Annotated in this window: 13 protein-coding genes and 1 riboswitch; of the genes, 8 read left to right on the top strand and 5 right to left on the bottom strand. The window is 62.2% G+C overall.

Translation table 11 applies throughout. The features are described 5' to 3' along the window. Positions 1-446: 446 nt before the first annotated feature. From QRN54_RS01105 to QRN54_RS01095, 3 genes are all read right to left on the bottom strand, one after another. Positions 447-1,262 (bottom strand): hypothetical protein, encoded by an 816-nt coding sequence (locus QRN54_RS01105; RefSeq protein WP_003945831.1) that lies wholly within the window; start codon positions 1,260-1,262, stop codon positions 447-449. A gap of 47 nt (positions 1,263-1,309) precedes the next feature. After that, complete coding sequence (locus tag QRN54_RS01100) at positions 1,310-1,624, bottom strand: DMT family transporter (protein ID WP_007734365.1); 315 nt, start codon at positions 1,622-1,624, stop codon at positions 1,310-1,312. Between the two features lie 14 nt (positions 1,625-1,638). Continuing rightward, positions 1,639-1,704, bottom strand: a riboswitch (guanidine-III (ykkC-III) riboswitch). Positions 1,705-1,747: 43 nt separating this feature from the next. Further along, positions 1,748-3,019 (bottom strand): hypothetical protein, encoded by a 1,272-nt coding sequence (locus QRN54_RS01095; RefSeq protein WP_285181464.1) that lies wholly within the window; start codon positions 3,017-3,019, stop codon positions 1,748-1,750. A 372-nt stretch (positions 3,020-3,391) separates the two neighbouring features. Between QRN54_RS01095 and QRN54_RS01090 the strand changes: the two genes are divergently transcribed. Further along, the gene (locus tag QRN54_RS01090) at positions 3,392-4,108 is read left to right on the top strand and encodes a response regulator transcription factor (RefSeq protein WP_007734368.1); all 717 of its coding nucleotides are present in this window, start codon (positions 3,392-3,394) and stop codon (positions 4,106-4,108) included. Continuing rightward, positions 4,105-5,556 carry a sensor histidine kinase gene (locus tag QRN54_RS01085; RefSeq protein WP_064111860.1) on the top strand — a complete coding sequence of 484 codons (1,452 nt, stop codon included), beginning with the start codon at positions 4,105-4,107 and terminating at the stop codon, positions 5,554-5,556. The genes QRN54_RS01090 and QRN54_RS01085 overlap by 4 nt, the downstream gene beginning before the upstream one ends. A 24-nt stretch (positions 5,557-5,580) precedes the next feature. On the opposite strand, the gene QRN54_RS01080 is transcribed toward QRN54_RS01085, so the two are convergent. Both QRN54_RS01080 and QRN54_RS01075 read right to left on the bottom strand, forming a co-directional pair. Continuing rightward, positions 5,581-6,891 carry an alanine racemase gene (locus QRN54_RS01080; RefSeq protein ID WP_285181463.1) on the bottom strand — a complete coding sequence of 437 codons (1,311 nt, stop codon included), beginning with the start codon at positions 6,889-6,891 and terminating at the stop codon, positions 5,581-5,583. Positions 6,892-6,938: 47 nt separating this feature from the next. Next, complete coding sequence (locus tag QRN54_RS01075) at positions 6,939-8,414, bottom strand: amidohydrolase family protein (protein ID WP_058039182.1); 1,476 nt, start codon at positions 8,412-8,414, stop codon at positions 6,939-6,941. 203 nt (positions 8,415-8,617) lie between these two features. On the opposite strand from QRN54_RS01075, the gene QRN54_RS01070 reads away from it, so the two are divergent. The 6 genes from QRN54_RS01070 (at position 8,618) to menC (ending at position 15,115) form a co-directional block, all read left to right on the top strand. Further along, positions 8,618-9,463, top strand: a complete 846-nt coding sequence (locus QRN54_RS01070; RefSeq protein ID WP_007734371.1) for a M55 family metallopeptidase — start codon at positions 8,618-8,620, stop codon at positions 9,461-9,463. Between the two features lie 208 nt (positions 9,464-9,671). Next, positions 9,672-10,952: an MFS transporter gene (locus tag QRN54_RS01065; protein ID WP_285181462.1), complete on the top strand. Its 1,281-nt coding sequence runs from the start codon at positions 9,672-9,674 to the stop codon at positions 10,950-10,952. Positions 10,953-10,966: 14 nt separating this feature from the next. Further along, complete coding sequence (locus tag QRN54_RS01060) at positions 10,967-11,824, top strand: tryptophan 2,3-dioxygenase (protein WP_003945883.1); 858 nt, start codon at positions 10,967-10,969, stop codon at positions 11,822-11,824. 143 nt (positions 11,825-11,967) lie between these two features. Then, positions 11,968-13,062, top strand: a complete 1,095-nt coding sequence (locus QRN54_RS01055) for a M20 family metallopeptidase (RefSeq protein ID WP_285181461.1) — start codon at positions 11,968-11,970, stop codon at positions 13,060-13,062. Positions 13,063-13,064: 2 nt separating this feature from the next. Continuing rightward, positions 13,065-14,003: a GNAT family N-acetyltransferase gene (locus tag QRN54_RS01050; protein ID WP_202426978.1), complete on the top strand. Its 939-nt coding sequence runs from the start codon at positions 13,065-13,067 to the stop codon at positions 14,001-14,003. After that, positions 14,000-15,115 carry an o-succinylbenzoate synthase gene (menC, locus tag QRN54_RS01045; protein ID WP_081557395.1) on the top strand — a complete coding sequence of 372 codons (1,116 nt, stop codon included), beginning with the start codon at positions 14,000-14,002 and terminating at the stop codon, positions 15,113-15,115. The genes QRN54_RS01050 and menC overlap by 4 nt, the downstream gene beginning before the upstream one ends. Positions 15,116-15,159: the final 44 nt, after the last annotated feature.

The raw sequence follows: 15,159 nt of genomic DNA, 5'->3' as shown, positions 1-15,159 counted from the left end.
GCATGTCCGATTCGTCTTATTGTTGCACCGGACTAACTGTTGTGCACTCTGTTTCGGTGGACAAGTGTCTGATGGGGCGGACGGTTATGTGAAGTGGACTGCGTATGCCCAATCGTGATGTTTGATTCGGCCGTTAGCGGGTAGTGCGCCGATCTTGGAATTATGTTGTCCTGCAACAGTTAACGTGGAAACTGCGACCGGGGTACAAGTTTTCTCCGCAATGGCGCGCAGGTCACGAACTTGGCCTATTGTCAGCGCCAGCGCACAATCTTGTACGCGTAACCCGTAGACAGTGAAGGGGATACGACGATGAACGGACTGATCGCGGCTCTGAACAGTGGAATGACCGTTGGCTTGGCCAACACGATCCTGACTTTCGGCGGAATCATCATCAACCTCAACATCGTGATCAACAACTGACCGCGTAATCGTCGAGTAACCGTTTGTTATGCCGATTCGATCGGAAGGTCAGGCCCTGGGCGGTCGCTCTTGCTCTTGAGCCACCGGTTGGGAAGTTTGCCGGCAAGTTCTCCGAGTGGACCGACTGCAGCGCTGAGGATTCCGACGGTTTCCTGAAGGACCTCGATGCTCGCGCTCATCCGCTCGAGGTTGGGGGCGAGGGAAGTCAAGGTGTCGGACAGTGCAACGATCTGGTCAAGCGGGCCGCCTTCGGCGATGAGCCGTTCGAAGGCGCCGTTCTCTGCCAGGAGTGTTTCGAGGATGCCGTTCTCGGCCAGTGCGCGATCGATGACACCGTCCTTGGCAGTCAGGCGTTCGACGGCACCGTCTTGCGCTGTCAGGCGTTCCAGCGGACCGTCCTCCGCCATCATTCGGTCGAGGAGACCGTCCGGCGCGAGCAAGCGTTCCAATGCGCCGTTCTCGGCGAGCACCCTATCCAGCGGTCCGCCGGGGGCAAGAAGTCTTTCGAGTGGTCCGCCGGGAGCGAGCAGTCGTTCGAGAGTGCCGTCGGGTGCAGTCAGTTTGTCGACCGGGCCGCCGGGAGAGAGAAGTCGATCGAGTGGCCCACCGGGGGCCAAGGCCTGCCCGATGGGCCGATCGTCAGCGGTGAGCGATGACAACTGCTGGATCATCTGCATGGGTCCGCGGGGGCTTGCCAAGCCGGCAGCACCCGCCGTCACCGCGCCGGTATTACCGACGGCGATACGAACTGTCGTGACCGTCAGCTCGGCGATTCCCAAACTGATCTCTGCGGCTGCAATGCCCGCGCGTAGGGGAAGCGTGAGCATCTCCAGCAGTTTCATGCGTTAACTGTAACCGGTAACACACAAACACTCACCAGGATCGCCGGTCAGTGAAGGACCTTCAGACCGACGACACAGCCGACGATGCCCAGGATCAGCAGTATCTTGACGATCGACGTGGACTCCGCGCCGGTGATCATCGCATATCCCACGGTCAGGGCGGCGCCGATGCCGACCCAGATCGCGTAGGAAGTCCCGATGGGAAGGGTACGCATTGCATACGCGAGGCCGGCCATACTGACGATCAGGCCGAGGACGAAGACGATGGTGGGCGACATCTTGCTGAATCCGTCGGACTTACCGAGTGCGGTAGCCCAGACAGCTTCGAAAAGTCCGGAAATGACGAGCACGATCCATGCCATGGTGAACAACTCCCAAGGCACCGTCTTTTCGCTGGCCGGGTACGGTGCGCTCGTCCGGATGTCGTCGTTGACCACCCAACCATAGCAACAGAATTCTGCGTTCCGACCCGATCAGCTGGCGATTTAGGTCACCACCGCCGTTCGAACTCTCTTCAGATGGATGGTCGACACGGACACCACGATCGTCGCCGTCGCAGCGAGAACAGTCAGAGGAATCGGCGTGTTCACGGCGGCCGGTCCGTGTTCGACGAGCACACCGGTAGACCACCCGAATTCCCGCGAGCCCGGGTCCAAGAAGGTCGGTGAAACCGAGAACAAGGTAAGAGCGAAGGGAAATACGGACCCGCTCGAGACTGCTCCGACGGCAACAGGCATGCATGACGTGACGGCCAGTCCCAGCGCAAGCGGGAGGACGAGGACGTAGGCAACCGTGGTCGGGGCGGCATCCAGCAATCCCGAGAGTGCAGTCACGGCAAGGAGTCCCAGCCCGAGTTGCGGCATCGGTCTTCTCCAGCCGACGACGACGCCCAACGCCAGGGCAGCAGCTCCCGCGGGCATCGCCCAGGTCCAGTCGGATGGAAAGGAAATCGAGCTGACCGAAACCGCACTGACTGCCAGTCCGACGAGTACGAAACGACCGTCGTGTGGCGGCAACCGCCAAGCCAGTGCGACGGTAACGGCAACCGCCAATACCACCGCGATCACCCATGACCCAGGTGATGTCGTCGAGCCCAACCACACATAGAGGGCCGTGAATACCAGGGGCAGAACAACTCCCAGCTTCACCAGGCGTGCGTCGATGTCGCCCGGCTCCTGATTCGGTCGTGCGAGTGCGGCGACTCCACCCACGAGAAGAGTTGCGGCGAGCAGAATCCAGACGGGAACCGTGGACGGCACGGGGTAGGAATCGCCCGGAAGTGTGAGCGACCACCTGGGGACGCGATCGCGCCATAAGTCCGCTGCGCCGAAGTACAGGGTCGTCGTGGTTACGCCGAGTCCGAGAGCGGTTTGTGCTCCGCGGTGACCCTTCGTCGGAAATGCCGCTGCCGCGAGGAAAGCGCCTGCTCCGATTGCGTTCAGAGTCACCGAAATCTGGGCGGAGACGGGGACGAATGCAGGTAGCGCGATGGCGAGGGCGCCGACTACAGCGAAGACACTCGCGAGACCGCCACGTCCCCAGCGATGCAGTAGCGCTACGCCGACGGCCGCAACCACAGCGGCAGTTGCTCCCGCCCACTGCGGCGTGATCACCACCGAGATAACGCCGGCGTCGGAGAAGGAGAAGTCGTCAACTCGGGACTCGGCCACTGCGTACGCGGCTACCACACCGCCGACCAGCGCGGACGCCACAGGACCGTAGAGCTGAGCGATTTGAACTGGGCTACGTTGCTGCATAATTCGTCGAATTTTTGCACAACTCGCCGATACGACTTATCGTCACATCGCCGTGCGGATCAATCCACACCGGTTCCCCGTCTCGAAGTCGAGGAACCAGCAGATGGCGTCCTCGACTCGGCCACTGAACGAAGTCGTAGCCGGCCAAATTTGTCTGAACTGCGTCGGCGACCCACACCGCAGCGTCCGCGAATGCAGTCTCCATCGACAGTGCGTTGAAGTAGCTGAATCCGCTGATGTCACGTGTGCCTTGCCAGCCGATCGAAGCCTGGATCCTTGCCGGGATCCTGCTGTCAGCTTTTCACCTGCACCCGGCCGTTCACAGGAAGCTCCCAGGGAACATACAGCGGGAATCCAGTGGCAGGGGAGAAGATGGTTCTCGTGACCGACAAGACCCCCGAAGCCCGCATCCTCGTTGTCGACGACGAACCCACCATCGTGGAGTTGCTCTCCGTGAGCCTCCGATTCCAGGGTTTCGAGGTGGCAACTGCTTCGAGCGGCGCCCAAGGCCTGGACGTCGCACGGACATTCCGTCCCGACGCGATCGTTCTCGACGTCATGATGCCCGGGATGGACGGCTTCGGTCTGCTTCGACGCCTGCGCGCCGACGGTGTGGACGCGCCCGTCCTGTTTCTGACGGCGAAGGATTCGCTCGACGACAAGATCAGCGGCCTGACCCTCGGCGCGGACGACTACGTGACCAAGCCCTTCAGCCTCGAAGAAGTCGTGACGCGGTTGCGGGTCATCCTGCGCCGCGCCGGTCGCGGTGTCGCGCCGGAGCAGTCGCCGCGGGTGAAGTTCGCCGACATCGAACTCGACGACGACACCCGCGAGGTCTGGAAGAAGGGCGAGTTGGTTGCACTCTCGCCCACCGAGTTCACACTGCTCCGATACTTCATGGTCAACGCCGGGACGGTTCTCAGCAAACCGCGGATTCTCGACCACGTCTGGAATTACGACTTCGGTGGGGAGGTCGGAGTTGTCGAGTCCTACGTTTCCTACCTGCGGCGCAAGGTGGACACGGGGGAGACACCGCTGATTCACACATTGCGTGGGGTCGGCTACGTGATGCGTGAACCGCGGCAATGATCGCCGCCGCGGAAAACGATCAGCTTCCGAAGCGGGGTCGTTTCCGTCTCCATTCACTGCCGCTGCGCTTCACCCTGGTTGCGGCCTTGCTGGTGTTGGCCGCGCTGGGTCTGTTGGCGTCGGGTGTAGCGGTCACTTCTGCTCTCGAGAACTCACTGACCCAGCGAACCGACAAAACGCTGTACGAAGCGGTCGACGGTTGGGCAAAGCCGCACAGCAGAGATCTGCAGCCGCCCAGTGACGTCGGCCCGGGCACCCGCCCACCCAGCCCCTTCTTCGTTCGGACCGTGACCCCGGACGGACGGGTGATCATCCTGAACGACAAGTCGACGACGACCGAACCCGACCTGTCGAAAGATTCCACCAACGGCCCGATCACCGTCGGATCGAGCGACGGTTCGGACGTGAACTGGCGGGTTCTCACGACGGTCCGCGACGGCACGACCACGACTATCGGTGTGCGACTGACGGATAACGAGCAGACCGTCGACGACTTGGTCGGCCTGCAACTCGGCATCGGCCTGGTTGTCCTGCTGATCCTCGGCGGCGCAGCGTATTTCGTGGTTCGTCGGAGCCTCCGTCCGCTTGTCGAGGTGGAGGAGACTGCCGCTGCCATTGCCGCCGGCGACCTTCATCGACGTGTTCCGGAGCGCGATGACCGCACCGAGGTCGGTCGACTGTCCGTGGCGCTCAACGGAATGCTCGCGCAGATTCAGCACGCATTTGCCGCGACCGAGGCTTCGGAGGAATCGGCCCGGCGTTCCGAGGAGAAGATGCGTAGGTTTGTCGGCGACGCGAGCCACGAGTTGCGCACACCCTTGACGACTATTCGTGGGTTCGCCGAGTTGTATCGCCAAGGCGCCATGACTGATACGGAAACGCTGATGAACCGGATCGAGGGCGAGGCGTCGAGGATGGGACTTCTGGTCGAAGATCTGCTCATGCTGGCAAGACTCGACGAACAGCGTCCACTCGAGAACAAGCCTGTGGATCTGCTTGCAGTTGCGGCGGATTCGGTACAGGCGGCACGAGCGATCGCACCGGACCGAACTGTCGAACTTCAGATGGCCGGCGGCCCAGGCCTGCCCGAAGTGCATGGTGACGAGGCCAGGCTGCGTCAGGTAGTTGCCAATCTGGTGGGCAACGCGATCAAACACACTCCGCCGGATGCGCAGGTCACCGTTCGTGTCGGTACGACCGAGAACTCCGCGGTGGTCGAGGTTTCGGATACCGGTCAGGGTTTGAGTGACGAGGATGCCGCGCGGATCTTCGAGCGTTTCTACCGCGCCGACACCTCTCGCACCCGTGAGACCGGGGGCGCCGGTCTCGGCCTGTCCATCGTTTCGGCTTTGGTTGCAGCGCACGACGGAACCGTCAGCGTCGAGACCTCCCTCGGGCAGGGGACGACGTTCCGCGTCGAATTGCCGCGTGACCCGAAGGACGACTGACGCCGGATTACCGCAACCGGCCCCTCAGAAGTAGGTGTGCACTGTACCGACGACGCGGTAATCCGAATCGACCTCGGGAATCAGTGACCACTTGTCGAATGTGGTGCAGGGATGCGAGATTCCGCAACCGAGCAGATCGCCGACCTTCACGTCGAAGTCAGCCGGAACGTCGACGTACGCGTGCTGGTCGTTGAGTGCGGTGATCGTCAGCTCTCGTGCTGATCGGTTGGATCCGTCGCGTCGGCGCCACAGGACGATGGGAAAGCCTGCGTCGGAACCGACATCGCGGCGGCCGAAGCCCAGGATCACCCGTCCGGGTTCAGGTATGGAGAGCACTACACCCCAGACCTCTGCGGCTCCCTGCAGAGTTCGCGGACCGTCAGCCCACGGCGAAGTTTCGGCATAGAGACCGTGATCATGGGTGATATAGCAACCGCTGCGCAGCACGATGCGTACACCGTTGTCGAGTGCCCACCGTCCGGCCAGTTCGCGCACAACGAGATCGTGAAACGCACTGCCGCCGAAAGTGACCAGTGGCTGGGGAGCCTTCGCGGAGTTGTTCTCGAACAGGTACTCGGCCACACAGATTTCCGTGAAAACCCGAGCGGATTTGAGATACGAATCGACGGAGATACGGCGGGCTGCTACCGAGGCTCCGGGCATCATGCCCTCGAACCCCTCGACTCCGGTGAGTATCAACGAAGGTGCCTGCGATGCTGCGCGTGCGACGTCGAGTGCTTGCTCGACAGTGCGAGCGCCCGCGCGTCCGCTGTCGTAGCCGAGTTCGACGAGAACCCGGATACGGCTGGCCGGTGAGACTTTCGCGATCAACTGTTCCATCAGGCGGACGCTCTCGACCGAGTCCACGAGGGTGGTGACGAAGAAATCGGGGTCGGTGGCCTGGGCGTCGCAGATCCACCGAATACCGGCGGGATCGAGAACCTGGCTGGCGATGATGATGGTGTCCACACCGAACTCACGCAGAATGCGTGCCTGCGCAACGGTTGCCGCCGTCATCGCCCAAGCCCCGGCGTCGAGTTGCCGTCGAACCAGTTCGGGGCTCATCGTGGTCTTCGCGTGAGGCGCCAGATCCACATCGTGGTCGGAGCAGAACTGCGCCATGAGGTCGACATTGTGCGCGATCGCTGCACGGTTGAGTGTCATCACGGGTAGCAGGAGGTTGCCGTCGAGTGCCGAGATCCCCAGCGGCTCGAGGTCGGAACCGTCGCGACCTTCGAGGTCGGTGCCGAAGGCCTTGTGCTGCCAACCGATCGGGGGGTTCGCGAAATCCGTCATGGCATCGATTGTGCCGTTGATTGCAGACGATGTGTTCATGTGTGGTGACTTTCTGTCAGAACTATGCAGGTCAGAATGAGATCCGGCTACGAGCGGCGTACCGGGCGACCAGGCAACGCGTCCTGGACCACGACACCGTCTTCGACGACGGGTACTCCGCCGACCAGCACGCGGCTGATACCGGTGGAGGGGCGGGTGCCGTCGATGTACGTGGCGTTGTCGGTGATTCGCTCGGGGTCGAAAACGAGGATGTCCGCGTCGCTACCGGGGCTGATCCGACCTTTCGTCGCCATCGAGGGAACCGACTCCTCCAGAATCTGCGCAGGGATCAACGAGCAGCGCGCGATTATCTCCGACAGCGACAGCAGCCGACGCTCGCGGTACAGCGTACGAATCGCACGTGCATAGGTGCCTGCGCCGCGGGGGTGGCCGAGTGCCTTCTCCGGCAGTGGCCACTGCAATGAGTCGGCAGGCGAACGGCCGGGCCAGGTCAGTGGCATCGCGTCGCTCGCGATGGCGGCGCGATCGAAAGTCATCGCCCGTTCGAGGAATTCGCGCTGCACGGTGTCGTTCTCGTCGAGGAACTCCACCAGCACCAACCCACCGGGGTCGGTGGCCCGAAGATGTTCCAGCTGCTTGCGGTCCGCGATACGTTCACCGGTGGGTACGAATGTCAGCGACCGTGGTGTCAGATTCATCAGGTGCAGCTTGTCGGGATCGAGAAACGCAGCTCCGACGGCCGTCGACCCGGAACCGTACGGATACGCCTCCGTCGTGACGCGCGATCCGGCTGCCTGAACCTGCGCCACCACCGACAGCGCGTGGTCGACGTGCATTCCCGAGGTGCTGTTGACGTGGCAGTAGTGCATGTGTGCGCCGGTTTCGGCTGCTGCACGGGCGATTTCGACGGCACCATCCACCGGGCTCGACGGATCGGCCGAGATGAGCGGGCGCGCATGGGTATAGGTGGGAACGCCGGCTCGGGCCGCGAGATCCGCCACCTGTAGGTACTCCACCGGATCGGATTTCGGCGCGTACCCGACCACCACGCCGATGCCGAGAGCGCCTGCGGCCAGATCGTTTTCGAGGAGTTCGAGAATGTGGGCGCGCTGGGAGGCGGTGGGCTCGCCCTGCCAGCTCGGGGAACCGAGATGGTGCAGGAGCGTTCTGATGTCGCCGTCGGGATCGGCCCCTGAGAGTTCGATCATTCGGGCGTGCGCCCACGACGTCGCGTAGCCGTAGTTGATCGGGCGGCCCTCGGCGCCGGCCCGGGCATATGCCTTTGCAACAGGAATGACGCCGGCTTCCAGTTCGAGGGCCGTCGTGACTCCGTCCAATGCCTGAAGTCGCTGCTCGGCGATTTCCTGTCCGTGGCTGTGCAGGTCGATGAATCCGGGGCAGATGACCTGACCGGTCACGTCGATCGTCTGCCGGGCTTCGATCGCGTCGCGACCCCACGCCGAGACCTTGCCGTCGGTGATCGCGATGCCCCGAACCTCGTCGGTCCCCGATGCGGGATCGACGACACGGCCGCCGGTGAACACGATGTCGTGGACCTGCATCAGCGCTGCACTCCTGTCGTTGGTCGAACCGCCTGGCCCGGCGAATGTCCCGATGGTTTCACGGCTCGGGTATCGGAATCTGGTGTGAACGTCCCAAATGGAGGCCGACTCACCGTTCGAGCGGACAAGAAACGGATGCGCTCGAGTGTGAAGGTGAAAGCGAAGTTATCAATTCAGCCGATTGAGATCGATGGAGGACAGGAATGCACGTCTATATTTCGGTGGACATGGAGGGTATCGCGGGTATCGCGACGCTCGATCAGACGATCCGCGGCGGTGGCGGCTACCACCGTGCGCAGATGCTCATGACCGCCGAGACCAATGCCGCGATCGCCGGTGCGTTCGACGCCGGTGCGACGAGCGTCCTGGTCAACGACAGCCACGGAACGATGGACAATCTGCTTCACGCCGACCTGGATCCACGGGCGCGTCTGATCTTCGGAACCCCGAAGATGCAGTGCATGGCGGAGGGACTGACGTCCGATCACGACGTCGCTCTGTTTGTCGGCTATCACGCACCAGCCGGTGGGCCCGGCGTCCTGGCGCACACGTTCTCGAGCTTGTTCGCCGACGTCCGCCTCGACGGCAAGTCCGTCTCGGAGACCGACGTCAACACCCTCTACGCTGCCACCCAGGGCGTTCCCGTCGGCCTGGTGACGGGTGACGACATCATCTGCGGCTTGGTCGACGCGGCCTCGCCGACAACCGAGACCGTCGAGGTCAAGAAGGCACATGGATGGTCGGCAACCAATTCGCTGCCGCCGTCGCTGGCGTGCGAGCAGATCCGAGCAGGAGCCGAGCGCGCAGTGCGTAAGGCCGACACACTGAAGCCGGTCGAGCTGCGTGACGAATGGACCCTCGAGATCGTTCACCCCACCACCACGGGAGCTGAACTCGCCGAGGCTGTTCCCGGCTCGCGACGGATTTCGGATCGTACGATTTCGCACACACTCGGCAGCGTCGACGACATTCTCGGTCTGATCACTGTCAATGCCCGGCTTGCAGCCGCAGGCGTCTCGACGATCGTGGCAGTCGCCAATCGCACGTAGTGAAGTAGCGACTCCATCGCGAAATGCCGCCGACGCCGTGTGCGCCGGCGGCATTTGTCATCTCTTGGGGCAGAACATGTTCCGACCGACCAATCGTTGCTTCGGCTATTGGTGAAACGGACCAATGCGGTAGACGTGTTCGCTGTCACACTTCATCAGTCTTTTCAATGTTCCAGTCCATGCGGCACAAGACAATTCGGGAGGCTTGATGAAGGCGGAACGCGTCACAGTGGAAGGACCGTCGCGGGCGAGCGACGGTTCGGTTCGAAATATGATGGACAACAGGTCGATTCGTCGTACGACCACCGTTACGGTGGGGCTGCTCAGTACCATCTGGTTGATCGACATGGTGGATCGCGTCATGATCGGGCTTGCGCTTCCGATGATCGGCGACGAATTCTCGCTCAGCAGTACGCAGTTGGGTGGCGTGGTCTCGGTATTCGCGATCTTCTACATGCTCGGGCAGGTCCCCGGCGGAATGTTGGCCGACCGCTTCGGACCCAGGCCCCTGTTGATCGTTGCTTTGATCCTGTGGTCGGTGTTCACAGCGTTGACAGGGTTCGCGTGGGGTCTCGTCTCGCTGATGGTCATGCGTGCGATGTTCGGCATCAGCCAGGGGCTCTTTCCAGCGGCGTCGTTCAAGGCTTTGGCTGAGCGGACGCGTCCGAAAACCAGGGCGACCGCGATGGGTTTCATGCTCGGCGCCAACAACCTCGGCCCCGGCATCGCACCGCTGATCATCGCGCCGGTCCTCATGGCCGTGGGGTGGCGTGACGCGTTCTGGCTGGTGGCGATCGTCGGCGCAGTGATCGGCACGGTGGTGTGGTTGGTGCTGCCCGCACCGCTGGACACGGAAATCTCGGAAGATCCCGAGGCAGCCTTGCAACCTCTGGCGAGCGAGCACTCTCGCGCCGCCGTGTTCAAGTCCGCGTCGGTGTGGAAGTTCGCGATTCTGTTCTGCCTGGCCAACATGTCCGCGTACGGGCTGATGACCTGGGTGCCGAGTTATCTGCTCAACGACAAGGGACTCTCGCTGATCGACACGGGAATCTTTGCCGCAATCCCCTTCATCGTCACGGCGCTGGCCACGATTGTGGGCGGGCGGTTGGTGGACAAGTACTTCCACGACCGGGCCAGGATCCTTCTGGTTCCGTGTATGGCCACGTCGGCAGTCCTTTTGTTCCTGATGACCACCGCTGACACCGTCGCGATGTTCACGTTCTACGAGACGTTGGCTCTAGGCATCAGCGGTCTGTGTTCGATGTCGATCTTCGCGATGCCGTTGCGGGCACTTCCGGCCGAATTCCTCGGTTCCGGAATGGGTTTGATCAACGGTTGTGGTCAGTTCGCCGGTTTCATCACCCCGCTCGTGATGGGATGGATGGTGGACCAGTTCTCGTACATGGCTGCATTCGGAGTCCTGGTCGGAGCGACGAGCGCTGCCGCATTGGTGGCCATGATCGTTCCTCAGACCCCGGCGAAATTCTGACAAGGAGACCGAAGATGTCGGCAACGGACGGCACACGAAAGATCGAAGACGACGTCGTCACCGATTTTTCCGGGAAGATGAGTTACGGGGCCTACCTCGGACTCGACACCCTCCTGGATTCGCAGCACCCGGTGAGCGAGCCGGAACACCACGACGAACTCTTGTTCATCATTCAGCACCAGACCAGCGAGTTGTGGCTCAAGCTGTTTCTCCACGAGATTCGGGCGGCCAGAGCAGCGATCGCTGCCGACGATATTCGGGTTGCGTTCAAGCGGATCGCACGTGTCAAACATATTCAGGCCACCTTGACCGAGCAGTGGTCGGTGTTGGCGACACTGACGCCGGCGGAGTATGCGGAGTTCAGGGGCGTTCTCGGCAACTCATCGGGGTTCCAGTCGTACCAGTACCGCGCCGTGGAATTCGTGCTCGGAAACAAGAACGCGGGCATGCTGAAGGTGTTCGAATCGGATCCGTCCGCCCATCGATTGTTGGAGACCCTGCTCGGGGAGCCGACACTGTACGACGAGTTCTGGCGGTACCTGTCCAGGCAGGGGTACGACGTTCCGGCGTCGGCTCTCGAACGAGACGTCAGCGCGCCCTACGTGCGAAACGACGAACTGATTCCGCTGGTCAAAGCAATCTACGAGAACGTCGAACAGCACTGGACGGCGTACGAGGCGTTCGAGGAGTTGGTCGACCTCGAGGAGAGCTTTCAGCTGTGGCGGTTCCGGCACCTTCGGACCGTGCTGCGGGTGATCGGCATGAAGAAGGGGACCGGCGGTTCGAGTGGTGGTGCCGGCTTCCTGCAACGTGCGCTGGAGTTGAGCTTCTTTCCCGAGCTGTTTGCCGCCCGAACAGAGATCGGTACCTGACACACCTGCTTGATGGCACCCAGCTGTTCGTGACACACGACGAATCCGAGCCCGAAGGACAGGAGTCTTGGACAAGATCCGACAGGGTCGCTTCGACCAAGCTTGACTGCGAAGTTGCAAGTCGGTGACAGGAGAGCGTCGGAGTGGACAAGAAATCAATGGTGGCAGACCTGGCGGCGTTGGTAACCGCCGAGTCGCCCAGTTCCGATCTCGGCGCAGTCGATGCATGTGCGGACGTGGTGGCCGAAATCGGCGAACGCCACCTCGGAAGCACCCCCGAACGTATCCGCATCGACGGCCGCCAGCACTTGCGTTGGTCGTTCGGCGCGGAGCCGAAGGTGATGCTCCTGGGCCACTTCGACACCGTCTGGCCGCTCGGAACGCTCGCGGAGTTGCCCTGGTCTGTCACCGACAACATCGCCACCGGACCCGGAGTCTTCGACATGAAGGCCGGCATCGTCCAGCTCTTCCACGCGCTCGCATCGCTTCCGTCGCTCGACGGGGTGGTCGTGCTCCTCAATTCCGACGAGGAAATCGGCTCCCCGACCTCGCGCGCACTGATCGAGGAGCAAGCACGTCAGGTCGACGCGGTGCTGGTCCTCGAAGCCGCAGCCGACGGCGCAGTGAAGACCGCGCGCAAGGGTATGTCGCTGTACTGCGTCGACATCGAGGGACGCGCTGCACACGCCGGACTGGAACCGGAACGAGGTGTGAACGCCGTAGTGGAGCTCGCACACCAGATTCAGGCCGTGGTGGAGCTCGCGGACCCGGTGGCGGGAACGTCGGTGGTGCCGTCCGTGATCAGTGGCGGCACGACCACCAATACTGTTGCAGCGCAAGCGCAACTGTGGTGTGACGTTCGCATGTGGTCGGCGAAGGAACAGGAACGCATCGACCGTTCGATCCGTGCACTGACACCGGCGCTGGCCGAAAGTCGAATTTCGGTGTCCGGAGGCCCCAACCGTGGACCACTGGAATCAGTGTCTTCGGAGAAGCTGTACTTTCTCGCTCACCAGGTCAGCAGTGAGAGCGGTTTGAGGATGCTGCGCGACTGCGCCGTCGGCGGTGCATCGGACGGAAATTTCACTGCCGCAGTAGGAACTCCCACGTTGGACGGCCTCGGTGCCGTCGGCGGTGGCGCCCACGCAGCGACAGAACACGTAGAGATAGATCAGATGATCCCGCGCGCCACCTTGTTGGCCGGTCTGGTGACTCGAATCCTGGAGGGAGGACTGTGACTATGACGTCGCCGAACAATGTCCAACGCAAGACCGTTCAACCATTCGGAGGTGTATCGCCTTCACGGATGCGGCAAGCAATCAGCCAGGCCGAGCAGGCCGCCCTGCTTGCATGTGTGACTATCGAAACCGTCACCGGGCATGCCGAGTTGGAACAGGTATTCGGTCTGTTCGAGAAGGTATGGCAGCCGGAGAGCGGTAACCCTCCCGTCCATCGGGACATGATGAAAGCGCTCGCACACTCCGGTAACTACGTCGCCGGCGCGTTTCGTGGCGGGGATCTGATCGGCGGCTCGGTTGCATTCTTCGAGGAACCGCAACACCGTTCGTTGCATTCGCACATCACGGGGATCCTCCCGAACGTGCAGAACGGGCACATCGGCCTCGCGTTGAAACTGTTCCAGCGTGCGTGGGCACTGGAACGGGGAATTCTCCACGTGCGGTGGACTTTCGACCCGCTCGTCGCACGCAATGCCTACTTCAACGTCTCGAAACTCGGTGCGTTCCCGATCCAGTATCTGCCGCGTTTCTACGCGCCGATGAACGACAGCCTCAACGGCGGCGCAGACAGCGACCGGTTGTTGATCGACTGGGAAATCGGTAGTAGCAAGGTTGCCGACGTCGTCGCCGGTTCGGGAGAAGTCCCGACTCCCGAGTCCTTGGGGGCGAGCGAACTGCTGTCCGTCTCCGAAGCCGGCCTGCCCGTGTTGAAGTCGACCAAGAATCGATTCGTCACGGTGGCTACACCGAATGACGTGTACACACTGCGTAAGTCGGACCCGACGGCAGCGAACGACTGGCGCCTGGCAGTCCGCGAGACTCTCGGTGGTGTGCTCGCCGAGAACGGAGTGGTTCTCGCAGTTACCAGAACCGGAAAGTACGTGCTGGACCGTGCGCCGGGAACACAGGCAGGCAGGACAACAGCGGAGGTTACATCGTGAAGATCGAAGGAGTTGAATTACGCCGGGCGGCAATGCCGTTGAAAGCGCCGTTCCGTACCTCGTTCGGCACCGAGACCACCAAGGACGTGTTGTTCGTCAAGGTCGTCACCTCGGAGTCGGAGGGCTGGGGCGAGTGCGTGGCGATGTCCGAGCCTCGCTACTGCTCCGAATACACGGACGGCGCCGCCGAAGTCCTTCGTAAGTTCCTGATTCCGTCTCTGGGTGAACTCACCGATCCCGACGTGCACGCACTGAGCGCGACGATGGAACAGTTCGCCGGGCACCCCATGGCCAAAGCGGCATTGGAAACCGCATTTCTCGACGCCGAGTTACGGGCTGCCGGGACGAGCATGTCTTCGTACCTGGGTGCAGTAGTCGATCGCGTACCCGCGGGTGTCTCGGTGGGTATCAAGAATTCGATCGATGAGCTGCTAGAGGAGGTAGGCGGGTTCCTCGATGCCGGATACCTGCGCATCAAACTGAAGATCGAACCGGGCTGGGACATCGAGCCGGTTCGCGCAGTCCGCGAGAGGTTCGGCGACGACGTACTCCTCCAGGTCGACGCGAACACCGCGTACACCCTGGCTGAAGCCCGCCATCTCCAGCGGCTCGACGACTTCGACCTCCTGCTGATCGAGCAGCCGCTTCCCGAAGAGGAACTGCGTGGCCACGCCAGGCTGGCCGAGATGATGCGGACGCCGGTCTGCCTCGACGAGTCGATCACCTCCGCGAAGGTCACCGCCGACGCGCTGGCAATCGGTGCGTGCAGCGTGGTGAACATCAAACCGGGACGTGTGGGCGGTTATCTGGAATCGCGTCGTATCCACGACGTCTGCAAGGCCAACGGAATTGCCGTGTGGTGCGGCGGAATGCTCGAGACCGGAATCGGCAGGGCCGCCAACGTCGCGCTTGCCGCGCTCCCCGGATTTGCCCTACCAGGCGATACATCGGCTTCCGACCGGTACTTCGCCGAAGACATCACCGAGCCGTTCGTACTCGACAACGGTTACGTGAAGGTTCCGGAAGGACCGGGTATCGGCGTCGAACCGATCCCCGACCTGCTCGAAGCAATTACCACGTCGGTCGAATGGATCGGCATGGATCGGCTTTGACGAATCACTATGACACACTTCGTTCACCGGACGAAGGAGTGATA

The sequence above is a fragment of the Rhodococcus sp. MEB032 genome, assembly GCF_030208925.1.
Classification (GTDB): Bacteria; Actinomycetota; Actinomycetes; order Mycobacteriales; family Mycobacteriaceae; genus Rhodococcus_F; species Rhodococcus_F qingshengii.
This window is presented reverse-complemented; position numbering and strand designations above follow the sequence as displayed.

Coding starts and splice junctions, on each gene's coding strand:
- QRN54_RS01080 (WP_285181463.1), bottom strand. CDS start 6,891: ATGAACACATCGTCTGCAATCAACGGCACAATCGATGCCATGACGGAT.
- QRN54_RS01065 (WP_285181462.1), top strand. CDS start 9,672: ATGAAGGCGGAACGCGTCACAGTGGAAGGACCGTCGCGGGCGAGCGAC.
- QRN54_RS01090 (WP_007734368.1), top strand. CDS start 3,392: ATGGTTCTCGTGACCGACAAGACCCCCGAAGCCCGCATCCTCGTTGTC.
- QRN54_RS01105 (WP_003945831.1), bottom strand. CDS start 1,262: ATGAAACTGCTGGAGATGCTCACGCTTCCCCTACGCGCGGGCATTGCA.
- QRN54_RS01060 (WP_003945883.1), top strand. CDS start 10,967: ATGTCGGCAACGGACGGCACACGAAAGATCGAAGACGACGTCGTCACC.
- QRN54_RS01070 (WP_007734371.1), top strand. CDS start 8,618: ATGCACGTCTATATTTCGGTGGACATGGAGGGTATCGCGGGTATCGCG.
- QRN54_RS01075 (WP_058039182.1), bottom strand. CDS start 8,414: ATGCAGGTCCACGACATCGTGTTCACCGGCGGCCGTGTCGTCGATCCC.
- QRN54_RS01085 (WP_064111860.1), top strand. CDS start 4,105: ATGATCGCCGCCGCGGAAAACGATCAGCTTCCGAAGCGGGGTCGTTTC.
- QRN54_RS01095 (WP_285181464.1), bottom strand. CDS start 3,019: ATGCAGCAACGTAGCCCAGTTCAAATCGCTCAGCTCTACGGTCCTGTG.
- QRN54_RS01100 (WP_007734365.1), bottom strand. CDS start 1,624: ATGGCATGGATCGTGCTCGTCATTTCCGGACTTTTCGAAGCTGTCTGG.
- QRN54_RS01050 (WP_202426978.1), top strand. CDS start 13,065: ATGACGTCGCCGAACAATGTCCAACGCAAGACCGTTCAACCATTCGGA.